This is a genomic window from Cytobacillus sp. ABV4_503 (assembly GCF_056158445.1).
Window position 1 is genome coordinate 1,954,167 of sequence record NZ_JBSWTH010000001.1, and the last position, 20,630, is coordinate 1,974,796.

Below are 20,630 nucleotides of genomic sequence, written 5' to 3' on the forward strand. Positions count from 1 at the left end.
AGGAGAGACTGTGGAAGTGAAACTTCACGATATTGGAGAAGGCATGACAGAAGCAGATATCAATTGCTTTTTAGTCAAACCTGGTGATGCAGTCAAAGCCGATGAACCGCTAGTTGAAGTACAGACTGATAAAATGACTGCTGAAATACCTGCTCCCAGAGCGGGAATTATTAAGGAATTTAAAGTGGAGCCTGGCGATAGGATTACAGTGGGGACGACCATCTTAATTATAGAGACTTCGGGACATGATGGCATTGAGAAAGTGAAGGTCACTTCTCATCCTGCAAACACTCCTAAGCCGCAGGAGCCAGTGCAATCTTTTTCGGCATTCAAAGGAAAACGGGTGCTTGCTTCCCCATTTACGAGAAAAATAGCACGCGAAAATTCGATAGACATTGAGAATATTACAGGGACTGGTCCTGCCGGCCGTATTTTGGATGAAGATATCTATCAATACTTAGCATCTGCACAGAGTAAGCCTGACCCAGCTGAACAGGAGCTAACGGTTTCGATAGATACTATAAAAAGCCCGCCTGCTGAGAAAGGAATCATTCCGTTTAGGGGCAGAAGAAAACAGATTGCCAGGAAAATGGCACAATCCCTCAATACCATTCCGCATTGTACCCATTTTGAAGAAATCGATGTAACCGAGCTGATCACTTTCAGAAAAGAACTTAAAATTCTGAACGAAAATATATCTGCAACAGCCTTTTTCCTGAAGGCATTGTCAATTTGCCTGAAAGAATTTCCTGTGTTCAATGCAGTCCTGCATGAAGAAAAAGAAGAAATACATTTGGCAAGTGTACACCATATCGGTATTGCGGTTGATACGGATGAGGGGCTCATCGTTCCGGTCATTACCCATGTTGAGAATAAGACAATCAGAGAAATTCATACGGAGATGAAACTGCTCACGGAAAAAGCGGTGGAAAATAAGCTTTCTGTCAAAGAAATATCTGGAGGGACATTCACGATCAGCAATGTGGGACCCCTGGGCGGAAGCTTTGGAGCGACACCGATTATTCAGCATCCGCAAACCGCACTGGTATCTTTTCATAAAACAAAGAAGATGCCTGTTGTGACAGACGATGACCAGATTGTGATCCGGTCAATGATGAATATATCTATGTCTTTTGATCATAGAGTTGCAGACGGGGCGACAGCTGTACGCTTTACTAACCGGTTTGCTGAATTGATTAAAAATCCGAAAATGCTTGTTCTGGAGATGGTATAAATGGTAGTTGGAGAACTGGCACATGAGCGCGATGTCATCATTATCGGCGGCGGTCCCGGAGGGTATCATGCTGCGATCCGTGCTGCACAGCTTGGACGCAGTGTTACATTGGTTGAACAGGACCAGCTTGGCGGGATTTGCTTAAATAAAGGCTGCATACCTTCAAAGATCCTAACACAGTCTGCAGAAAAATTCACTTCATTTCAAGAGGGGGAAAACTGGGGGCTTGAAGGAGGAGATATATCGATTAATTTAAACAAGCTTAAGCAATACAAGCAGAAGAAAGTTGAACAGCTCCGGGCAGGAATTGAAGCACTCTGTAAAGCCAATAAAATTGAGATGCTTAATGGTTCAGCTTTTTTTCTGTCGGAGGATAAGGTTGGCATCGAAAAAGGAGACAAATTTGATGTTTTCAGATTCAGAAATGCAATCATTGCGACCGGAGGAACACCTGACAAACCACCTTGGATCAGAGAGTTAAGTGAAATGGTATTAGATCAGCATTCCATTTCAGAGTTGAGTGAATTACCCGATAAACTATTAATCTATGGCAGTGACTATATTGCGCTTGAAATAGGTATGGCTTTTCAGGCACTGGGATCTAAAGTGACTATGATCCTTAATGATGGGAAAGAGGATTTTGATTTTGATCAATCCATTTGCCGGGAACTGAAGAGGATTTTAAAAAAGAAAAAAATAGACATTGTAAGAAATTCGGATGTAATGGAATTACAGCAAAATGAAGGCATGTTTACAGTGTCCTTCGAATTAAAGGGAAAAAAAGAAACAATTTCAGGCTCACATTTTTTTGTTTCAACACCCATTAAACCAAACACTGATCAGCTGGGACTATCCCGAATAGGGGTTGAACAATGTGCAGCGGGGTTTATAAAGGTGGATGCCCAAAGCAGGACTACACAGAATCATATCTTCGCAGTGGGTGATGTAACAGAAGGTCCGGCCCTTGCTGTTAAAGCAATTAAACAAGGAAAAACAGCTGCAGAAGCTATTGCTGGGATTCAATCTCAATCAGATTTCCATTTCATTCCAATTGTAGCTCATACACAGCCTCCCATTGCAAGTGCAGGGTTAACGGAAAAGGAAGCAATTAACATGGGCAACGATATTGAAATTGGCCAATTTTCATTGTCCGCCAACGGATTTAGCGCTCTGACCGGAAAAAAAGAAGGATTTATAAAAGTCATCAGCTGCAAGGAAAAACAAGTTCTTCTGGGAATCCACATGGTAGGCACTGGGGCAATAGAGCTAATTTCCGCCGGCATTACTGCATTGGAAATGGCAGCCAGGGATGAAGATCTAATTTTCCCAAACTATCCCCATCCAAGTGTAAATGAAAGCTTGCTCGAAGCTGTAGAAGCTTTAAGGAATCAGGCTATTCACAACCCGCCCAAAAGTATAAATGAGCAAATATTAAAAGTGTAGCTTACTTTAATGCAGAAGTGCATTATAGCTTTAACTTGAACTCTTGAGAACGTTTGCAGGTTTCATATATGATAAATTCAAAATATTACTAATATTTGAAATGGAGGGGTTAGCATGAAAGATGAAAAAATGTTAAAGGAACAAAATAAAGCCGATTTCTTTCCTGTGAAGGAGGTAGATTATTTAGAAATCTACTCAGGGAATGCGAAACAGTCCTGCCATTTTTTCTGCACTGCTTTCGGCTTTAAGCCAGTTGCTTATTCTGGTCTGGAAACAGGCAATAGGGAAACGGTGTCTTATGTTCTTCAGCAAAGAAAGATCCGCCTCGTAATTACCGGAACTTTAAATGATAGTTCCAGAGTATCGAATTTCATTAAAAAGCATGGGGATGGCGTAAAAGATATTGCTTTAGCCGTCGATGATGTTGAAACTGCCTACAATGCTGCAGTCGAAAGAGGCGCAATTGAAATACAGCCGCCTTTTGAGATAAAGGATGAGCAAGGAACAGTAAAAAAAGCAGTTATTGGTACATATGGAGATACAATTCACACACTTGTCGAACGCAATAACTATAAAGGCGTATTCATGCCTGGCTTTGAGCCTTATCAAACGGAAGTTCCATTTGAAGATGCCGGTTTTATAGGAATCGACCATGTTGTTGGAAATGTAGAGAGAATGGAGGAATGGGTGAATTATTATGCAAATGTAATGGGCTTTAAGGAAATGAAGCACTTTACAGATAAAGACATTACAACAGAATATTCCGCACTGATGTCAAAGGTCATGCATAATGGCGGCAGGATAAAGTTCCCGATTAATGAGCCTGCAGAAGGGAAACGCAAATCCCAGATTGAGGAATACCTTGAATACTACAACGGCCCAGGTGTGCAGCATCTGGCCATCCTGACAGAGGATATCGTCAGCACTGTCAGCATCCTTCGCAAAAATGGGGTGGAGTTTTTAAGTACACCTGATTCTTACTACGAAATGCTTTCTGAACGCGTAGGAAAGATTGATGAAGAGATTGATAAACTGAAAGAATTGAATATACTCGTTGACCGTGACGACGAAGGGTATTTGCTGCAAATCTTCACGAAGCCAATAGTTGACCGCCCCACCCTTTTTATTGAAATCATTCAGCGTAAAGGTGCAAGAGGGTTTGGTGAAGGCAACTTTAAAGCACTCTTTGAATCAATTGAGAGGGAACAGGAAAGACGCGGGAACCTATAATTTTTCAGCCTAAAAGGGAGATGCTTTCTCCCTTTTTTAATAATTAAGTAAGGAGGCAGCGCAGATGTCCAGAATCCAGACCAAAAGCGCAGTGGAGAAGATTGTTTCTTATCCTCTTGGCAGCTCGCCGGAAGAGATCAAAGAAAAGTTCAATTTAATGGCTGTCCGGAAAATGTCTGATAATGAAAATGTGTATGGGTGTTCACCAGAAGTGAAGAACAGCATCAGCAGATCAATGAACAGTATTTATTTTTATCCGGACGGAACTGTTTCCGTGCTCAAGCGCAAACTGGCCGGGTTCTACAATATTGGTGAAGATAAATTTATAATAAGCAATGGTTCAGAAGAAATCATCCGCTTATTGACTAGAGCATACATAAGTCCTGGAGACGAAGCTATTATGGCACAGGTAACCTTTCCGAGATATGAAACAAATGTCCTGATTGAAGGCGGCAGTGCTATAACTGTCCCGCTGCATAATGGCACTCATAATCTAAATGCCATGTATGCGCAGATCAGCAAAAAAACAAAAATGGTATTTATCTGCAATCCTAACAATCCTACCGGAACCATAGTCGGTAAAACAGAACTTCTGCAATTCATCGAAAAAGTTCCTTCGAATGTCTTGATTATTCTAGATGAAGCTTACTATGAATATGTGCAATCTGCAGATTACCTTGACTCTATTTCACTTTTGGAAAAAAAGCCAAACTTGATCATTCTGAGGACTTTTTCAAAAATTTATGGTCTAGCCGGACTCCGTGTCGGCTATGGAATTATGGATTCCGAGATAGTGAATGAACTACAAAAGGTAAAAGATGTTTTTAATGTCAATCATCTGGCACAGGCAGCCGCTGCAGCAGCATTACATGATCAGGGCTTTATAAGGGAATGTGCTGACAAAAATGCCAATGAGATGGAATTTGTGAGCCAAAAGTTAAAAGATTTACACGTTGGCTTTTTTCCTTCCCAAACCAACTTTATTTATATTTTCAGTCAGTATCCTTTGGCGGAAAACTTGATTGCAAATGGCTTAGTTGTACGGCAAATGAAGCTTGAGGGATATCTTGATGCTTTTCGGATGACTTTAGGTACAAGAGAAGATAATGAAGCAGCCATGAATGTGATAAACAAACTTTTAAATGAAAAGGCGGTGTAAAGTGTATGGAATTAACTCCTGCCAGTCTGGAATGGAATGACGCTTATAAGCTGCTGGTTGGTTCTATCCTGCCGCGTCCCATTGCGTTTGTTACCACGATGGATGTGGATGGAAATGTAAATGCAGCTCCATTTAGCTTTTTTACTGCTATATGTGCAGATCCGATGCTGATTTGTTTTTCACCTATGCGAAAAGGGATGGATGGCTCTAAGAAAGATACGCTCGCCAATATCGAAGCGACAAAGGAATTCGTTATTAACATTGTCAGTGAGGACTTTACTGAAAAGATGAATATTTGTGCAGTGGATTATCCTGCTGGTACAGACGAACTAATCGCCGCCGGGCTAACTAAAGAAAAAAGTGCGACTGTGAATCCTCCTCGGGTGAAAGAATCAAAAGTCCACCTGGAATGCAGTCTCCATCAGGTGCTCCATTTTGGAGAACAACCTGGTTCAGGAAGCCTTGTGATTGGAAAAGTGGAGCATGTGCATGTTGCTGAAGGAATATACGAAAATGGAAGGATCAATTCAGAGAAATTGAAGCCAGTTGGCCGGATGGCAGGACATATATATACCAGGCCGATGACGGATATATTTGAATTAATCCGAAAAACAGACCCAAGGTGATGCTATGAAATTCATAACCTTCCAAAAATCAGATGGATCCATTAGAGCTGGCTGGCTGAAGAATGAGGAGCATGCCGTTGATATGCATGAAGCAACCAATGGTGTTCTTCCTAAAACAATGCTGGCATTCCTGGAGAATCATGAATTTTTTATGGAATACTTATCTTCCGGCAAAAAACTGAAGGACACTGATAGAGGGGTTTATCCTTTATCAGAAGTCACCTTAAAAGCTCCACTTCCAAATCCAAAAAGCTTCCGGGATTTTTATGCTTTCGAGGAACACGTGAAAACAGCAAGAGCCAACCGCGGTCTTGATATGATACCCGAATGGTATGACATACCAGTTTTTTATTTCTCAAATCATTTAAGCATCAAGGGGCCGAATGAAGAAATTTTACGACCAAGCCATTGCGAATGGCTTGATTATGAGCTTGAAATTGGCTGCATCATTGGAAAAGAAGGAAGGGATATCAAAGCTTCTGAAGCCGATGATTATATTTTCGGGTATTGCATCTTAAATGACTGGAGTGCAAGAGACATTCAGCGCAAAGAAATGAAGGTAGGCCTTGGCCCTGCAAAAGGGAAGGATTTTGCCACTTCTGCAGGGCCATATATCGTTACAAAAGATGAGCTTGAGGATTTCCGTGTTGAAAACGGCTATGATTTGCCGATGACAGCAAAAGTAAACGGGACTCTTCTATCTGAAGGGAATATGCAGGATATCTACTATTCTTTTTACGAAATGATTGAGCGGGCTTCTGACGGTGTAACCCTTTGCCCAGGTGAACTGATAGGCTCCGGGACTGTTGGCAGCGGCTGCATCCTTGAGCTCGGCACAGATGTTCACCGCTGGCTTGAATCAGGAGATGAAGTGGAGCTTGAGATTGCAAGTCTTGGAGTCTTAAAAAATCGAATTGCAAACGAGTGAGGTGGAAACATGTTTTATCGCCAAATGGGTAGAATCCCGCACAAAAGGCATACGACTTTCAAAAAATCGGATGGAACTCTTTTCAGGGAACAGGTTATGGGAACAAAAGGTTTTTCCGGTACCCAATCCATTCTTTATCATCACTATATGCCTACAGAGGTAGCACGAAGTGAGCTGATAGGAAAATATGTTCCCGAGTATGAAGAGCAGGAAAGCTTGAAGCACCGCCATTTGTTTACAGATCAAATCGAAAAGAAAGGGGATGCGCTTTCAGCCAGGGAATATCTGCTTGGGAATGATGATCTTTTAATAGGCACTATAAAAATTACAGAGCCGATGAAAAGCTTTTACCGGAATGGTGATGGCGATGAGATGCTCTATATTCACTATGGCACAGGAAAGATTGAGACCATGTTCGGAACATTAACCTATCGTCCGGGGGATTATGTCATTATTCCGATTGGCACAATTTACAGGGTGATTCCGGACAAAGAGCAATTGACTAAAGTGCTTCTGGTGGAGTCCTTCAGCCAAATTACAACCCCAAGAAGATACCGGAATGAATATGGACAGCTGCTCGAACATAGTCCATTCTGCGAAAGAGATATTCGGGGACCGGAGACCTTGGAAACATATGATCAAAAAGGGGAACATGAAGTTATTACGAAAACAAGGGGATATTTGCATTCTCATATCCTGAACCATCATCCGCTTGATGTGGAAGGCTGGGACGGCTATCTCTATCCGTGGGTATTTAATATTGAAGACTTCGAGCCGATTACTGGAAGGGTCCATCAGCCCCCGCCAGTTCATCAGACATTTGAAGGACATAACTTTGTTGTATGTTCTTTTGTTCCCAGGTTATATGACTACCATCCAGAGGCCATCCCTGCCCCTTACTATCACAGCAATGTCAACAGTGATGAACTGCTTTACTATGTGGAAGGCAGCTTTATGAGCAGAAAGGGTATCAGGGAAGGCTCTATCACCCTTCATCCAAGCGGGATTCCACATGGGCCTCATCCTGGGAAAACAGAAGCCAGCATCGGAAAAAAGGAAACACTCGAGCTTGCTGTAATGATTGATACATTCAGGCCATTAAAATTGGTAAAGAAAGCTAAGTCAATAGAAGATGAAAAGTACATGTATACGTGGGTTGAATAGTAAAAAGCACTTTCCCTTTTTCCTTAGGGAGAGTGCTTTTTTCTACTTTTCATTCTGCCAAATGATAGCGATGGTTCCTTCACCTGCATGGGCAGCAATAGTTGAGCTTATTTCACCAATGATAATATCGAGGCGGGGAAAGTGTGATTTTATTTCCTCCGCCATTTCCTCCGCTTTTCCGGGCACATTCCCGTGCATGATTTGAACCTGAGGAATGGTGTGGCTTTCGTATGCATCCCCGAGCAATTCTATCATTCTTTTAATTGCTTTTTTATCCGAACGGACTTTATCAAACAATTCAAACTCCCCGTCCCGGTTAATTCGGATTATTGGCTTTATTTTCAATATGCTTCCCAGCAAGTATTGTGTTCCTGACATTCTGCCGCCTTTATAAAATTGCTCAAGGCTTCCAAGCAAAATATAATTCTCAGATTTAGCTGCCTCACCTTGCAGGATATCAGCAATCTTATGTGCTGGCATATCATTCTCAGCAAGCTTTAATCCTTTGTACATTAAAGACGTAATGGCATAAGACATGCATTTTGAATCAACTGCCGATACAGGGAACCCTGCCAGCTCTGATCCAGCCAGGCAGCTGTTCATCGTGCCGCTTAATTTGCTGGAAACATGTACGGCAACCGCAGCATCATATTCATTCTTCAATGATTCAAATAGCTCAGCAAATCTCCCGGAAGATGGCTGTGAAGTTTTAGGAACTTCTTTTTCAGTCCGGATTCGGCTATATAGCTGCTCTGTGTTTAAATCAATGCCATCTTCAAACGACTCCTCACCGAATGTTATTGATAGAGGCACAACATAAACATCAGGATGTTCGAGCAGCTCCTCAGAAATATAAGCTGTGCTGTCTGTAATCCAGGCAATCTTCTTTTTTATCATGAATGTTCTAAGTCCTTTGCCAATTATTTTTCATCAATATTAACCGCTTCCATTATTGAAAACTTCCCTTATTATACACGAAGAAATCATTGCCTGTATTGCTTTTGAGTGATCCATTTATAGGAAATGACCAGAGTATGCTATTAGAATGTTTATATGGAGCTCCTGAAGGCAATTAAGTATCTTTTGTGAACAATGTTTGAACCTGATAAAGGGGCCTGAAATGAAAAATCCCCTGCTTGGCAGGGGAGTGTGATTGTGTTTACTTTATTGACCTGATACCGTTTAAACTTGTTTATTGAAATTAAAAAACTTTCGTAGTCCAATCCTCACAATTCCAAATATCGGTCGCAATTTCACGATAGAAATCAGGTTCGTGGGATACCATCAAGATACTTCCGCGATATGCCTTTAAAGCACGCTTTAATTCTTCTTTTGCATCCACATCCAAGTGATTGGTAGGTTCGTCCAGAATTAATAAATTCGTTTCTGTGTTTAAAATTTTACACAATCGAACTTTGGCTTTTTCGCCACCAGAAAGGACTTCGATTTTACTTTCAATATGTTTCGTCGTTAATCCGCATTTTGCAAGAGCAGCACGAACTTCAGCCTGATTCATACTTGGGAACTCGCTCCAAATCTCTTCAATACAAGTGTTGTAGTTGGACTGTTTAACTTCCTGCTCGAAGTAACCGATGTATTGATACTCACCGCGTTCCACTTTACCCGAAATGGGACTAATCAATCCAAGAATACTTTTTAAAAGAGTAGACTTACCAATACCGTTAGCACCCACGAATGCAATTTTTTGTCCGCGTTCCATTTTCAAATTCAGCGGGCGGGAAAGTGGTTCATTGTAACCAATAACAAGATCTTCAGTCGTGAAAATCCAACGACTGGCTGCACGAGCTTCTTTGAAAATAAACTCTGGTTTCGGCTTCTCTCTCCCCAATTCAATAATTTCCATTTTGTCGAGCTTCTTTTGACGAGACATCGCCATATTACGAGTCGCAACACTTGCCTTGTTGCGAGCAACGAAATCCTTTAAATCAGCAATCTCTTGTTGTTGACGCTTGTATGCAGACTCGAGCTGCTGCTTTTTCACTTCATATATTTTTAAGAAGTTATCATAGTCACCAACATAGCGATTCAACTCTTGGTTTTCCATGTGATAGATCAAGTTAACAACATTGTTCAAGAATGGAATATCATGTGAAATCAAGATAAATGCATTCTCATATTCCTGTAAATAGCGCTTCAGCCATTCGATATGCTGTTCATCCAAATAGTTTGTAGGCTCGTCCAGTAAAAGGATTTCAGGCTTTTCCAGCAAAAGCTTAGCTAGTAAAACTTTCGTACGCTGCCCACCGCTAAGATCATCTATATCACGATCAAGTCCAACATCGTCTAATCCCAGGCCACGAGCAACTTCCTCAACTTTTGAATTAATTTGATAGAAATCATTACTATCTAAAGTTTCTTGCAGCTCGCCAACTTCTGCAAGTAATGCATCGATATCAGCGCCTTCATCACCCATTTTTGCATAAAGTTCATTAATCTCTGATTCCGCATCAAAAAGATATTGAAAAGCAGTACTCAAAGCATCACGCATCGTAGTGCCTTTTTTAAGTACAGCATGCTGATCTAAGTAACCAACACGAACTTTCCGTGACCACTCAACTTTCCCCTCGTCGGGTTGCAGCTTCCCGGTAACAATATTCATGAAAGTAGACTTACCCTCACCATTTGCCCCAACTAGTCCAACGTGTTCACCTTTTAAAAGTCGAAAAGACACATCATTGAAAATCGCACGATCACCGAAACCGTGACTTAAATTTTTTACATTTAATACGCTCATTTTTTTACCCCTTCTCTAATATTCCATGTGGATATCTTACTAGATTTAGACTGTTTTTTCTATCTAAAGTTATTTCCTGTGAAAAATGTAATTCGATTATAGGGATAAATTGAAAGTAATGTTGGGGGGATTATCAAATAGGGGGTCATACTAACACTTTACCGGGAAAAAAGGTGCCAATTAGGTTATTGGCACCTTTCTCTGTTTCTAATGGTTCACTTAGCTCCCTGCGGAACTGCCAGGCCAAGACCTTTAGCAATACGTGTACCGTAATCAGGATCCGCTTTAAAGAAATGCTGAATCTGGCGATGCTTAATTTCTTCTTTTTCTACAGGCTTCATGGCAGCAACAATGTTTGCCACAAGACGGGAGCGTTCCTCTTCACTCATTAAGCGGTATAGATCACCGGCTTGTGTGTAGTGGTCATTATGATCATACGCAACGCTTTCGGCTAAACCGGAAACAGGGTATGCAGCCTGCTTGTGCTCCGGTGCCTCAGTAGGTCCTCCAAAGCTGTTCGGCTCGTAATAAACAGAACCTCCGCCATTGTTGTCAAAGCGCATCTGACCGTCACGCTGATAGTTTTGCACTTCGTTCTTAGGGCGGTTGATTGGCAGCATCTGATGGTTTGCACCTACGCGGTAGCGGTGTGCATCATGATAGGCGAACAGACGGCCCTGGAGCATCTTGTCAGGTGAAACATCAATACCTGGCACGAGCGTTCCAGGAGAGAAGGTAGCCTGCTCAACTTCAGCAAAGTAGTTTTCAGGATTTTTATTCAGTACCATGCGTCCTACTTCGATTAAAGGATAATCTTTCTGTGACCATACCTTTGTTACATCGAATGGATCGAAGCGGTAAGTATTTGCATCTTCTAGCGGCATGATTTGCACGCATAGTTTCCACGATGGGAAATCGCCATTCTCAATTGCATTAAATAAATCCTCTGTATGGTAATCAGGGTTATCTCCAGCCATTTTCGCTGCAGCGTCCACGCTAAGGTTTTTAACGCCCTGTTCAGTTTTAAAGTGATACTTAACCCAGACACCTTCTCCTTGTTCATTTACCCACTTAAATGTATGGCTGCCGAAACCGTGCATATGTCGAAGGGTTGCAGGTATGCCGCGGTCTGACATTAAGATGGTTACCTGGTGCAGAGACTCAGGGGATAAGGACCAGAAGTCCCAAACGGCTGTCGGATTTTTCAGATGTGTCTTTGGATCACGCTTTTGTGTATGAATGAAATCAGGGAATTTAATTGCATCCCGGATAAAGAATACAGGCGTATTATTTCCTACAAGGTCGTAGTTTCCTTCTTCTGTATAAAACTTAACGGCAAAGCCGCGCGGATCGCGTACAGTATCAGCAGAACCAAGTTCGCCTGCTACAGTTGAAAAGCGTACGAATAAAGGCGTTCTTTTGCCTACTTCAGACAGAAATGCGGCTTTTGTATATTTAGTGAGGTCATTTGTAACTTCAAAATAGCCATGTGCACCCGCACCTTTTGCATGAACAACACGCTCAGGCACACGTTCTCTATTAAAATGGGCGAGCTTCTCCAGTAAGTGAACATCCTGAATCAATGTTGGCCCTCTTGAGCCTGCAGTCATTGAATTTTGGTTATCGCCAACAGGGGCGCCCCAGCTTGTCGTGAGATTATTCTTTTTTGTCATTCGATAATCACCTCATAAAAGTTTTAATAACTTGCTTATATTTGTAATGATAACACTTCTCAAAGTAAAATCAATACTTTTTTATAATTATTATAAATAAAAACCAATTATTAAGAAGAAAATCCTATAAAAAGGTGAGGAGAATGCTTGTTTTAAATGGCATTAATATATTTATATTTGCGTTTTTTCTTAAAAGAACTGGTTTTTTCAGAAGGAGGAGAGGAGGATGATCATATAAATTTATTGGAGTACATAAAAAAATCGGGCGGTATAGGGAACCGCCCGATTTATTGGCTAATATTTTCTCTTATAATCGGCATGCTCATGCATCTTGGGCCACCCCGTCCTCTTGAGAGTTCTGAGCTGAGAATTTCAATGACCTCAACCCCATTTTGACGGAGGATGTCGTTTGAGACATAATTCCGGTCATAAGTTACAACTACACCTGGAGCAATTGCGAGTGTATTGGATCCATCATTCCATTGTTCACGTGCCGATGCAATCGGGCAGCCTCCTCCACAAGGGATTAACACTAATTCATCAAGATGAAGAACTTCTTTTAGAGTTTCCTTCAAAGAGTTTTTCTCTGTAATTTTAAGAAAGTCGGAATTCTCCTCCTGTTCCAGTATGTAAATCTTCATACTGCCATCTCTATCTTCAATAGCTGGATGGTAGGTGAACTTATCGTGGTCAATCATAGTAAATACAGTATCCAGGTGCATGAATGCCCGGATTTTGGGAATTTCAACTGCGACAACTTTTTTTATGGATTTCTGGCGGGCGAATAGTTCCATTGCAAGTTTTTCTATCCCTTGTGCAGAAGTTCTTGCGCTGACACCAATGGCTACCGCTTCATCGCTCAATATCAGTTCATCCCCGCCTTCCAGTGAATAGAGATCATCACGTTTAAAGTAAGCAGGGATTTCATGTTTATTGAAACGGGGATGATGATTCACTATGTAGTCCATAAAAATGGATTCCCGTCTCCTTGCAGGTTCATGCATTCGATTAATGGTAATCCCTTCACCTATAACCGCAGCAGGATCCCGGGTAAAATAGAGGTTTGGCATCGGGTCCAGATAAAAAGGATAATGATCCGGCATCAGTTCATGAAGATGAATTTTCTTATCCTGATCAATATCCGATTTTACGACACCTGACATCACTTTCCTTACCAGCTCATCTGGCGGAAGAGATAAGAGATAGTCTTTTACTGTTTCGTAGGAACCATTTATATTCGATTGACTTTCCCATAAGACCTTTTCAATAAAGGAAATTCTCGTCTCGTCCTGCTGAATGGCTTCTGTCATCAATTTATCAAGATATAAGACCTCAATTCCCCGATTGCTTAGTATATTGGCGAAATAATCATGTTCTTTTTGAATGGCAGGCAAAAAGGGAATGTCATCGAATAAAAGTCTTTTCAAATATTGAGGTGTAAGATTTTCAATTTCCTTGCCAGGCCTGTGCAGAAGGACCGTCTTTAATTCTCCAATTTCAGAAGTTACATTTAATGGATGTTTCATTATAAATACCTCCAAAGGCAAAATGCCTGACCTATTTTTCTATGTTTGATTGGTTCCCTTTGTTTTCATAGAGTAAACAGCTCATTTGTGTGCATATTTATTCAATGGGGCTAAAATGGGAAGGGTAAATTTTTTCAAACTAAAAGGGCAAACTATATAACAGGCAATCATAATGAAACTGAAAGAAAATCTGTCCTTCATAAGTGTACAAAATGAAAAAATGTGTTAAAGTATAAATTGAAAAAACCTTTACATAGCTTTATTTGTTTCATGAAATAATGTCCGTGCTGAAAATACAGTTGTGTATGAGTTGGCGACATTCAATAAAAATGAACTGGGGGATACTGAGATGACCAGCAAAATTTTAGATGCTTTTTTACAGGAAAACCTGGAGGATTTAAAGGATAGAGGACTTTACAACGTAATCGACCCTCTTGAAAGCCCAAATGGCCCTATAATCAAAATCAATGGAAGAGAACTGATTAATCTTTCATCCAATAACTATTTAGGTTTGGCCACTGATGAAAGACTTAAAAAATCAGCCATCGAAGCAATTGAGAAATATGGGGTTGGAGCAGGTGCTGTCCGTACTATAAATGGAACGCTTGAACTTCACACAAAACTTGAAGAAAAGCTTGCTGAGTTCAAACATACAGAAGCAGCCATCGCATACCAGTCTGGTTTTAATTGTAACATGGCAGCTATTTCAGCTGTAATGGATAAAAACGATGCTATTCTGTCTGATGAATTAAACCATGCATCCATTATCGATGGATGCCGTCTATCGAAAGCTAAGATTATTCGCGTAAATCATTCTGATATGGAAGATTTAAGGGCGAAAGCGAAGGAAGCAAAAGAATCTGGACAGTACAACAAAATCATGGTCATTACTGACGGTGTTTTCTCAATGGATGGGGATATCGCAAAGCTTCCTGAGATTGTGGAGATCGCGGAAGAATTCGATCTGATCACTTATGTTGATGATGCACACGGTTCAGGAGTGCTTGGAAAAGGAGCAGGGACTGTTAAACACTTTGGCCTTTCCGATAAAATCGACTTCCAGATCGGAACACTTTCTAAGGCAATAGGTGTTGTCGGCGGATATGTGGCCGGCAAAAAGGACCTGATTGATTGGCTGAAAGTCCGCAGCAGACCATTCCTATTCTCAACTTCTTTAACACCTGCTGATGTAGCAGCAAGCACGAAAGCCATTGAGCTGCTGATGGAAAGCACAGAGCTGAATGAAAAGTTATGGGAAAATGCCAACTATCTTAAGGATGGTCTGGAAAAATTAGGATTTGATATCGGGGACAGTGAAACACCAATCACTCCTTGTATTGTTGGAGATGAAGTAAAGACACAGGAATTCAGCAAAAAACTCAATGAAGAAGGCGTTTATGCGAAATCAATCGTCTTCCCGACTGTCCCAAGGGGAACGGGACGTGTCAGAAATATGCCTTCTGCGGCACATACGAAAGAAATGCTGGATCAGGCTATTGCCATTTATGAAAAAATCGGCAAAGAAATGGGAATTATTTAAGTTTGACTATAAAGCAAAATCTAGAAGGCAAAGAGGAAATGTTGGAGGAATAAGATGAAACGAATTATGATTACTGGAGCTTTAGGCCAGATCGGCTCTGAACTAACCTTGAAATTAAGAGAAATCTATGGAACAGACAATGTTATTGCAACAGACATCAGAAAAAATGAGTCTGAAGCTGCCCAATCAGGACCGTTTGAAATGGTTGATGTTACTGATGCAAAATCAATGCTGGATACGGCTAAAAAATATAATGTGGATACAGTCATCCATATGGCAGCCCTGTTATCAGCAACAGCTGAAGCCAACCCAGTATTTGCATGGAATTTAAATATGGGGGGGCTTATGAATGCACTTGAAACGGCTAGAGAGTGCAACGCACAATTCTTTACGCCAAGCTCCATTGGCGCATTTGGCCCTTCTACGCCAAAAGACAACACACCTCAGGATACAATTCACCGCCCAACTACTATGTATGGCGTGAACAAGGTAGCGGGCGAATTACTGTCTGATTACTACTATTACAAATTTGGTGTTGATACCAGAGGCTTGCGATTCCCTGGTTTAATTTCTTATGTTACTCCTCCAGGAGGCGGAACGACTGATTACGCTGTTGAGATCTACTACGAAGCGATTAAAAATGGCCGCTATACTTCTTATATCGACCAGGGCACATATATGGACATGATGTATATGCCGGATGCATTAAATGCCATCGTTGATTTAATGGAAGCCGATGCAGATAAACTCATTCACCGCAATTCCTTCAATGTAACTGCAATGAGTTTTGAACCTGAACAGATTGCGGCAGAGATCAGAAAGCATATTCCGGGGTTTGAAATTTCCTATGAAGTGGATCCAGTGCGTCAGGCGATTGCCGACAGCTGGCCAAATTCGATTGATGCAAGCGCAGCAAAAGAAGAGTGGGGCTTCAAAGCAGATTTCGATCTAGCCAAGATGACTGCTGATATGCTTGATAAACTAAGAACAAAGTTATGAAAAAGCAAAAGGGACGCCGTATGGCAGTCCCTTTTTACAATTTTATATTGAATTGCTCGCGGAGAAATTCCTTTTTTTCCTCCTCGGTTAGTTCATATTTTTCTTTTGTGCCTTCTCCAGACTTAGTGACAGTCAATCCTGAGAGTGTAACACGGCCATTCTTTGTCGCAATAGTGGCCAGGTCGCCATGTGTAAAATGGGATTCAGGAGAAGTCTGATTGAAAAAACATGCATCATGAAAGTCACTCAGCTGCTTTGGCTTATCAGAAAAACGGTAAAGAATCCTCCATTCACCATCCTCAAGTCTTTGAAGGTCATATTTACCTTCAACGGACTCTCTTATCCTGTAAGTTCCGCTTACATCTGTTTTTTCCTCACCCGTTAAAGGTAAAGGCTGCCTGACAGAATCGCCGAATCCTACATCCGCCAAATATGGAATTTGATTCAAATAAACCAGTATGGCTGCATGGGAATCTTCTCTAACCCATCCATCCGGCTTTTTGACGGTGCAGGAAATCAAGTGGGATTGAAATCCCAGTTCTGACAGCAGGTATTGAAAAAGGCCGTTTAATTCATAGCAAAAGCCTCCCCTGGTTCTTTCAAGAATTTTTTCATAAAACGCATCTCTGTCCAGCTGAATAGGAATTTTTCTTGTTACGTCCAAGTTCTCAAAAGGAATTTTGTGCATATGGCTGCTCTGAAGTTCTTTCAGATAATCAAGATCCAGATTACGTTCAGCCGATACTGCAATGCGTTTTAAATATTTTTGTGCATCCATTAAATCACTCCATAATCTTTTTTTAACCATTAAGAAGGAAAAGCAAATCAATTTGCAGTAATGAAATAATTATACTAAAATGTCATTATATTTACATTTTAGCAAATTACACACGGGGGTTTTAATATGGCATATGAAGTAACTGTTGAATTTTGCATGATGTGAAACTACGCACCAAAAGCCGCGAGTTTCGCGGAAGAACTTTTTACACATTTTCGCTCTGAGATTTCAAAAATGGAACTGGTTCCAAGTAAAGGTGGAGCTTTTGAAGTGATAGTTAATGGAAAAAAGCTATATTCCAAGCTCGAGACTGGCATTTTTCCTAAAACCAAAGAAATAATTGAAAAGATGCAGTTATAAACTGCCAAACCTTCTCCTCAGGGAGGAGGTTTTTTACTGATCCATAATAATATTATCGCAGTCTAACGGGCAGTAAGACTCCCGCTTCAAGACTCAGAAGAATCAATGGAGGATTATTAGGGGTCAAACTGCCCGTAAAGGCCCGATTGGTTCAACAAACAATCAGTGGGGGATAAAACCCCGCTGATTGAGGTTTCACTTTATGTAAACAAAGGGCAAAAAGGCTACCTCTATCTCAGTTTATCAATCGATGCTGATATCTCTATCGCATCCTGGACCAGCTTCATTTTTATTTATAAAAATCTCTAATATCTCATTTGAAAAATCTGCGCTTACCCTTTTATTAATAACTGAAAAAGGCAGCTTTACCTTACGCATACATGGCTGGCCGCAGCGAATTGGACCAGTTTCATCTATTTTAACCGCTTTAATGATCACGGTGTTTTCTTTTAAGGAAACGGTTACATCTTTTGAAACGCAACCTGTTAAAAGCGCCTCAACGATAATTTCCGCTTCCGTATCATATAAGTCGATGCGAAAAGTAATTTGATCCAAATACGATGAAAGCGGGTCCAAGTAATAATCCTCCATCCATTTTTCCAATTCATCCAAATTAAACGGATGGAAATCTTCCTTTTTGTTCAATTTCAAAACCCCCTTGTTTCAATCTATAGTATTCATTTAATGTAAAATAGTGAAAAATGATATAATAATCAGGCAAGTGCTGGAGGGATCTTTATGAAAAGTACAGTCAGAAATATTTTGCCGGTTCATGAACTGCAACAAGACCGGCGATTTACTCATTTAATGAAACAGTATGAACTTGACTTTATACATACAACTAACGTTTTTAAAGAGGTCATTGCTGAGATCAGGAATAACATTCTTGATGGGAATTGGGCCGGTGAGGAGCCTGGTACAGAAGAATTTACGGCCGCTATATTTAAAAAAGCAGAAGAGGTAATCACTGTTCGGTATGGTTATACACTTAAAAGGGTTATCAATGCCACTGGCACTATTCTTCACACTAATCTTGGCCGAGCGCGTTTAAGCAAATCAGCAGCCGAACATATGCTTGAAATTGCCAGGAACTATTCCAATTTGGAGTATAACTTGAATGAAGGAGCACGGGGATCCAGGCACAGTCACCTGGAAAGCCTGGTCAAAGAGCTGACAGGTGCAGAAGCTGCTATGGCAGTTAACAATAACGCTGCTGCCGTTTATATCATTCTAAAAGCGCTTGCTGAAGAAAAAGAAGTAATAGTTTCCCGCGGCCAGCTTGTTGAAATCGGGGGTTCCTTCAGGGTATCAAGCATAATGGAAGAAAGCGGTGCAAAGCTGGTTGAGGTAGGAACAACGAATAAAACCCACTTGGAAGATTATGAAAAAGTCATCAACGCAGATACAGCGATGATTATGAAGGTGCATACGAGCAATTTTAAAATTATTGGCTTCACCAAAGAAGTTGGAACTGACGAACTTGCCCGCCTGTCAAAAGAAAAAAGTATCATATTCTATGAAGACTTGGGCAGCGGTGCACTATTTGATTTTAAAAGCAAGGGAATCGGCAATGAGCCAGCTGTCAGCGATGTGGTAAAAATGGGAGCAGATATCGTTTCTTTTAGCGGGGACAAGCTTTTGGGCGGTCCGCAGGCAGGCATTATTGCCGGTAGAAAGGACTTAATCGAAAAGCTGAAAAAACACCAGCTTGCCCGGGTTCTTCGGGTTGATAAAATGACAATTGCTGCGCTTGAAGGCACGCTTATGGATTACTTAAAAGGGGAAGAGGGTCTGAAAAATATTCCGGTGGTCCATGATGTATTGACGACCAGTGATGAACTCGAAGCGAGAACAGCACAATTTCTTCACAGATTACAAGCAGCTGCGAAGGATTATGAATGCTCTATGAGAGAAAGTACAGGGCAAGTTGGGGGAGGCACAATGCCTGATGTTGAACTGCCGTCCTGGATTGCCGTTTTAAAGCACAGGCGCTACTCAGCGGAGCATATTGGCCGCAAGTTAAGAATAAATTGTACTCCTTCTGTAATAGTCAGGATATATAAGGAAGAAATACTGATTGATCTCCGGGCAGTAACTGCAAATGAGGAAGACATCATTATAAAAGCATTAACTGCCATTTAATTCTTGCAGCTGCCTGATCTTTAGGCAGCTGCTTTTGATTAAATTTTACATATCATGGTGGGAATTATGTTTTTGTCTGGTATGGTTACGGTTTTTCACTTTTTTCGAGCCGCTTAATGGTTCAGGCTGTCCATCGTTATTATGTCCTTTGGGTGCATTTTTTCGCATGTCTTTGCCATTGTTTTTGTTCATTTGATGCCCTCCTCATAATATAGGATGCTGACTTCCGCTCCAGGCAGCTATTGTACTGTGCTGCCGTCTTACTGGCTGATGGGCAATAAGATAGAAGGAGATATTCACCTTCATCTCATGTGTTAGTTTGGCTCTTTTACATGAAAAATTGCCTTGCAAATTGTGGTTGAATTTCAAGATTTCCGCCTGAGTGATTTGGCGGAATATTTTATGGGTCAATTGCGCAATTTAATGGTACAAATTTTGTTAGGAGTGAACTAAGCATGCCATATCATAAAGATAAACAGCAGGCATTTCAGGCAGCACAGCAGGGAATGGAAGATGCACAGGAGCTATATGCTGAAATTGTAAAAGATTCTGCCAGTTACGGCCATCAGCTTAAACATCTTAAGCAGGAGGTAAATGAAGCGTACGCTCAAATTGAAAATGCCTTAGAGGTTGCATCGGATCATCAACGGGCACAATTGGAGAGATTTCAGCAGGACTTGCGATCCATGGTTGATGATGTGAACCAATACTAGAAAGTTATGAATGAATAAAATCAACCAAACCCGGCTGAAGCCCAGCCGGGTAATTTAATAAGCAGATAAAGGATTGTGCATTTCGATATCTTTACGGCAAAAGCAGCCTGCCTCCTCGAAGTGTCCTGGGGCAGGCAAGGCGCTTCCGCTTTACTTATTTACTGATTCTTTTTCCTTTTTTTATTATTTTGCTTTTGCGCTTCTGTTAGGGGTTCATTGGCAAATTCCTCATTGTAGCCGGTGCCCATGCCCTGCCCTTTTGCAGCATTCATACCCTCAATAATATGATTAGCCTTTCTTTTAGCCATAGCGAATCACCTCCGTAGGACTATTTTTCCGTGGATGATGTCATTTTATGTT

The 20,630-nt window shown here is 41.1% G+C and carries 20 protein-coding genes; 12 read left to right on the forward strand and 8 right to left on the reverse strand.

Annotated features, from left to right (window positions below):
• Positions 1-10: 10 nt before the first annotated feature.
• The 7 genes from ACXAD1_RS09800 to ACXAD1_RS09830 all read left to right on the forward strand — a co-directional run bounded on the left by ACXAD1_RS09800 (position 11) and on the right by ACXAD1_RS09830 (position 7,784).
• On the forward strand, positions 11-1,234 hold the full coding sequence (locus ACXAD1_RS09800; RefSeq protein ID WP_474909923.1) for a dihydrolipoamide acetyltransferase family protein: 1,224 nt from the start codon (positions 11-13) through the stop codon (positions 1,232-1,234).
• Entirely contained in the window at positions 1,235-2,677 is a 1,443-nt protein-coding gene (lpdA, locus tag ACXAD1_RS09805; protein ID WP_474909924.1) for a dihydrolipoyl dehydrogenase, read from the forward strand.
• A 114-nt stretch (positions 2,678-2,791) separates the two neighbouring features.
• A complete protein-coding gene (hppD, locus tag ACXAD1_RS09810; protein ID WP_474909925.1) occupies positions 2,792-3,907 on the forward strand; it encodes a 4-hydroxyphenylpyruvate dioxygenase in 1,116 nt (371 codons plus the stop codon).
• A gap of 64 nt (positions 3,908-3,971) precedes the next feature.
• On the forward strand, positions 3,972-5,066 hold the full coding sequence (gene hisC / locus ACXAD1_RS09815; RefSeq protein ID WP_474909926.1) for a histidinol-phosphate transaminase: 1,095 nt from the start codon (positions 3,972-3,974) through the stop codon (positions 5,064-5,066).
• 5 nt (positions 5,067-5,071) lie between these two features.
• Positions 5,072-5,692, forward strand: a complete 621-nt coding sequence (locus ACXAD1_RS09820; protein WP_474909927.1) for a flavin reductase family protein — start codon at positions 5,072-5,074, stop codon at positions 5,690-5,692.
• A 4-nt stretch (positions 5,693-5,696) separates the two neighbouring features.
• Complete coding sequence (locus ACXAD1_RS09825) at positions 5,697-6,620, forward strand: fumarylacetoacetate hydrolase family protein (protein ID WP_370222462.1); 924 nt, start codon at positions 5,697-5,699, stop codon at positions 6,618-6,620.
• Positions 6,621-6,629: 9 nt separating this feature from the next.
• A complete protein-coding gene (locus tag ACXAD1_RS09830) occupies positions 6,630-7,784 on the forward strand; it encodes a homogentisate 1,2-dioxygenase (protein ID WP_474909928.1) in 1,155 nt (384 codons plus the stop codon).
• A 42-nt stretch (positions 7,785-7,826) separates the two neighbouring features.
• Here ACXAD1_RS09830 and ACXAD1_RS09835 read toward each other — a convergent pair whose 3' ends face one another.
• The 4 genes from ACXAD1_RS09835 to arcA form a co-directional block, all read right to left on the reverse strand.
• The gene (locus tag ACXAD1_RS09835; protein ID WP_474909929.1) at positions 7,827-8,681 is read right to left on the reverse strand and encodes a DegV family protein; all 855 of its coding nucleotides are present in this window, start codon (positions 8,679-8,681) and stop codon (positions 7,827-7,829) included.
• Positions 8,682-8,985: 304 nt separating this feature from the next.
• The gene (locus tag ACXAD1_RS09840; protein WP_474909930.1) at positions 8,986-10,539 is read right to left on the reverse strand and encodes an ABC-F family ATP-binding cassette domain-containing protein; all 1,554 of its coding nucleotides are present in this window, start codon (positions 10,537-10,539) and stop codon (positions 8,986-8,988) included.
• A 215-nt stretch (positions 10,540-10,754) separates the two neighbouring features.
• Entirely contained in the window at positions 10,755-12,212 is a 1,458-nt protein-coding gene (gene katA, locus ACXAD1_RS09845; protein WP_474909931.1) for a catalase KatA, read from the reverse strand.
• Between the two features lie 287 nt (positions 12,213-12,499).
• Entirely contained in the window at positions 12,500-13,738 is a 1,239-nt protein-coding gene (gene arcA / locus ACXAD1_RS09850; RefSeq protein ID WP_474909932.1) for an arginine deiminase, read from the reverse strand.
• Between the two features lie 349 nt (positions 13,739-14,087).
• On the opposite strand from arcA, the gene ACXAD1_RS09855 reads away from it, so the two are divergent.
• Both ACXAD1_RS09855 and ACXAD1_RS09860 read left to right on the forward strand, forming a co-directional pair.
• Positions 14,088-15,278 carry a glycine C-acetyltransferase gene (locus ACXAD1_RS09855; RefSeq protein ID WP_474909933.1) on the forward strand — a complete coding sequence of 397 codons (1,191 nt, stop codon included), beginning with the start codon at positions 14,088-14,090 and terminating at the stop codon, positions 15,276-15,278.
• Between the two features lie 54 nt (positions 15,279-15,332).
• Positions 15,333-16,277, forward strand: coding sequence for an L-threonine 3-dehydrogenase (locus ACXAD1_RS09860; RefSeq protein ID WP_206837410.1), 945 nt, complete (start codon positions 15,333-15,335; stop codon positions 16,275-16,277).
• A 34-nt stretch (positions 16,278-16,311) separates the two neighbouring features.
• Here the strand turns inward: ACXAD1_RS09860 and ACXAD1_RS09865 are convergent, their stop codons facing one another.
• Positions 16,312-17,055 (reverse strand): arylamine N-acetyltransferase family protein, encoded by a 744-nt coding sequence (locus ACXAD1_RS09865; protein ID WP_206837412.1) that lies wholly within the window; start codon positions 17,053-17,055, stop codon positions 16,312-16,314.
• 126 nt (positions 17,056-17,181) lie between these two features.
• Between ACXAD1_RS09865 and ACXAD1_RS09870 the strand changes: the two genes are divergently transcribed.
• Positions 17,182-17,415 (forward strand): Rdx family protein, encoded by a 234-nt coding sequence (locus ACXAD1_RS09870; RefSeq protein ID WP_474909934.1) that lies wholly within the window; start codon positions 17,182-17,184, stop codon positions 17,413-17,415.
• A gap of 243 nt (positions 17,416-17,658) precedes the next feature.
• Here ACXAD1_RS09870 and ACXAD1_RS09875 read toward each other — a convergent pair whose 3' ends face one another.
• On the reverse strand, positions 17,659-18,060 hold the full coding sequence (locus ACXAD1_RS09875; protein WP_206837415.1) for an Hsp20/alpha crystallin family protein: 402 nt from the start codon (positions 18,058-18,060) through the stop codon (positions 17,659-17,661).
• A gap of 93 nt (positions 18,061-18,153) precedes the next feature.
• On the opposite strand from ACXAD1_RS09875, the gene selA reads away from it, so the two are divergent.
• Entirely contained in the window at positions 18,154-19,557 is a 1,404-nt protein-coding gene (gene selA, locus ACXAD1_RS09880; protein WP_370222470.1) for an L-seryl-tRNA(Sec) selenium transferase, read from the forward strand.
• A gap of 45 nt (positions 19,558-19,602) precedes the next feature.
• Here selA and ACXAD1_RS09885 read toward each other — a convergent pair whose 3' ends face one another.
• On the reverse strand, positions 19,603-19,749 hold the full coding sequence (locus ACXAD1_RS09885; RefSeq protein WP_009334725.1) for a small acid-soluble spore protein P: 147 nt from the start codon (positions 19,747-19,749) through the stop codon (positions 19,603-19,605).
• 263 nt (positions 19,750-20,012) lie between these two features.
• Between ACXAD1_RS09885 and ACXAD1_RS09890 the strand changes: the two genes are divergently transcribed.
• Complete coding sequence (locus ACXAD1_RS09890) at positions 20,013-20,270, forward strand: hypothetical protein (RefSeq protein WP_009334724.1); 258 nt, start codon at positions 20,013-20,015, stop codon at positions 20,268-20,270.
• 158 nt (positions 20,271-20,428) lie between these two features.
• Here the strand turns inward: ACXAD1_RS09890 and sspO are convergent, their stop codons facing one another.
• Positions 20,429-20,578, reverse strand: a complete 150-nt coding sequence (sspO, locus tag ACXAD1_RS09895) for a small acid-soluble spore protein O (RefSeq protein ID WP_206837421.1) — start codon at positions 20,576-20,578, stop codon at positions 20,429-20,431.
• Between the last annotated feature and the right edge of the window lie 52 nt (positions 20,579-20,630).

Excerpts from the sequence above, each read along its gene's own strand:
- ACXAD1_RS09825 (WP_370222462.1), top strand. The coding sequence starts at position 5,697 with ATGAAATTCATAACCTTCCAAAAATCAGATGGATCCATTAGAGCTGGC.
- ACXAD1_RS09830 (WP_474909928.1), top strand. The coding sequence starts at position 6,630 with ATGTTTTATCGCCAAATGGGTAGAATCCCGCACAAAAGGCATACGACT.
- hppD (WP_474909925.1), top strand. The coding sequence starts at position 2,792 with ATGAAAGATGAAAAAATGTTAAAGGAACAAAATAAAGCCGATTTCTTT.
- ACXAD1_RS09835 (WP_474909929.1), bottom strand. The coding sequence starts at position 8,681 with ATGATAAAAAAGAAGATTGCCTGGATTACAGACAGCACAGCTTATATT.
- ACXAD1_RS09885 (WP_009334725.1), bottom strand. The coding sequence starts at position 19,749 with ATGAACAAAAACAATGGCAAAGACATGCGAAAAAATGCACCCAAAGGA.
- ACXAD1_RS09820 (WP_474909927.1), top strand. The coding sequence starts at position 5,072 with ATGGAATTAACTCCTGCCAGTCTGGAATGGAATGACGCTTATAAGCTG.
- ACXAD1_RS09865 (WP_206837412.1), bottom strand. The coding sequence starts at position 17,055 with ATGGATGCACAAAAATATTTAAAACGCATTGCAGTATCGGCTGAACGT.
- hisC (WP_474909926.1), top strand. The coding sequence starts at position 3,972 with ATGTCCAGAATCCAGACCAAAAGCGCAGTGGAGAAGATTGTTTCTTAT.
- lpdA (WP_474909924.1), top strand. The coding sequence starts at position 1,235 with ATGGTAGTTGGAGAACTGGCACATGAGCGCGATGTCATCATTATCGGC.
- arcA (WP_474909932.1), bottom strand. The coding sequence starts at position 13,738 with ATGAAACATCCATTAAATGTAACTTCTGAAATTGGAGAATTAAAGACG.
- ACXAD1_RS09855 (WP_474909933.1), top strand. The coding sequence starts at position 14,088 with ATGACCAGCAAAATTTTAGATGCTTTTTTACAGGAAAACCTGGAGGAT.
- ACXAD1_RS09860 (WP_206837410.1), top strand. The coding sequence starts at position 15,333 with ATGAAACGAATTATGATTACTGGAGCTTTAGGCCAGATCGGCTCTGAA.
- selA (WP_370222470.1), top strand. The coding sequence starts at position 18,154 with ATGAAAAGTACAGTCAGAAATATTTTGCCGGTTCATGAACTGCAACAA.
- ACXAD1_RS09840 (WP_474909930.1), bottom strand. The coding sequence starts at position 10,539 with ATGAGCGTATTAAATGTAAAAAATTTAAGTCACGGTTTCGGTGATCGT.
- katA (WP_474909931.1), bottom strand. The coding sequence starts at position 12,212 with ATGACAAAAAAGAATAATCTCACGACAAGCTGGGGCGCCCCTGTTGGC.
- sspO (WP_206837421.1), bottom strand. The coding sequence starts at position 20,578 with ATGGCTAAAAGAAAGGCTAATCATATTATTGAGGGTATGAATGCTGCA.
- ACXAD1_RS09890 (WP_009334724.1), top strand. The coding sequence starts at position 20,013 with ATGCCATATCATAAAGATAAACAGCAGGCATTTCAGGCAGCACAGCAG.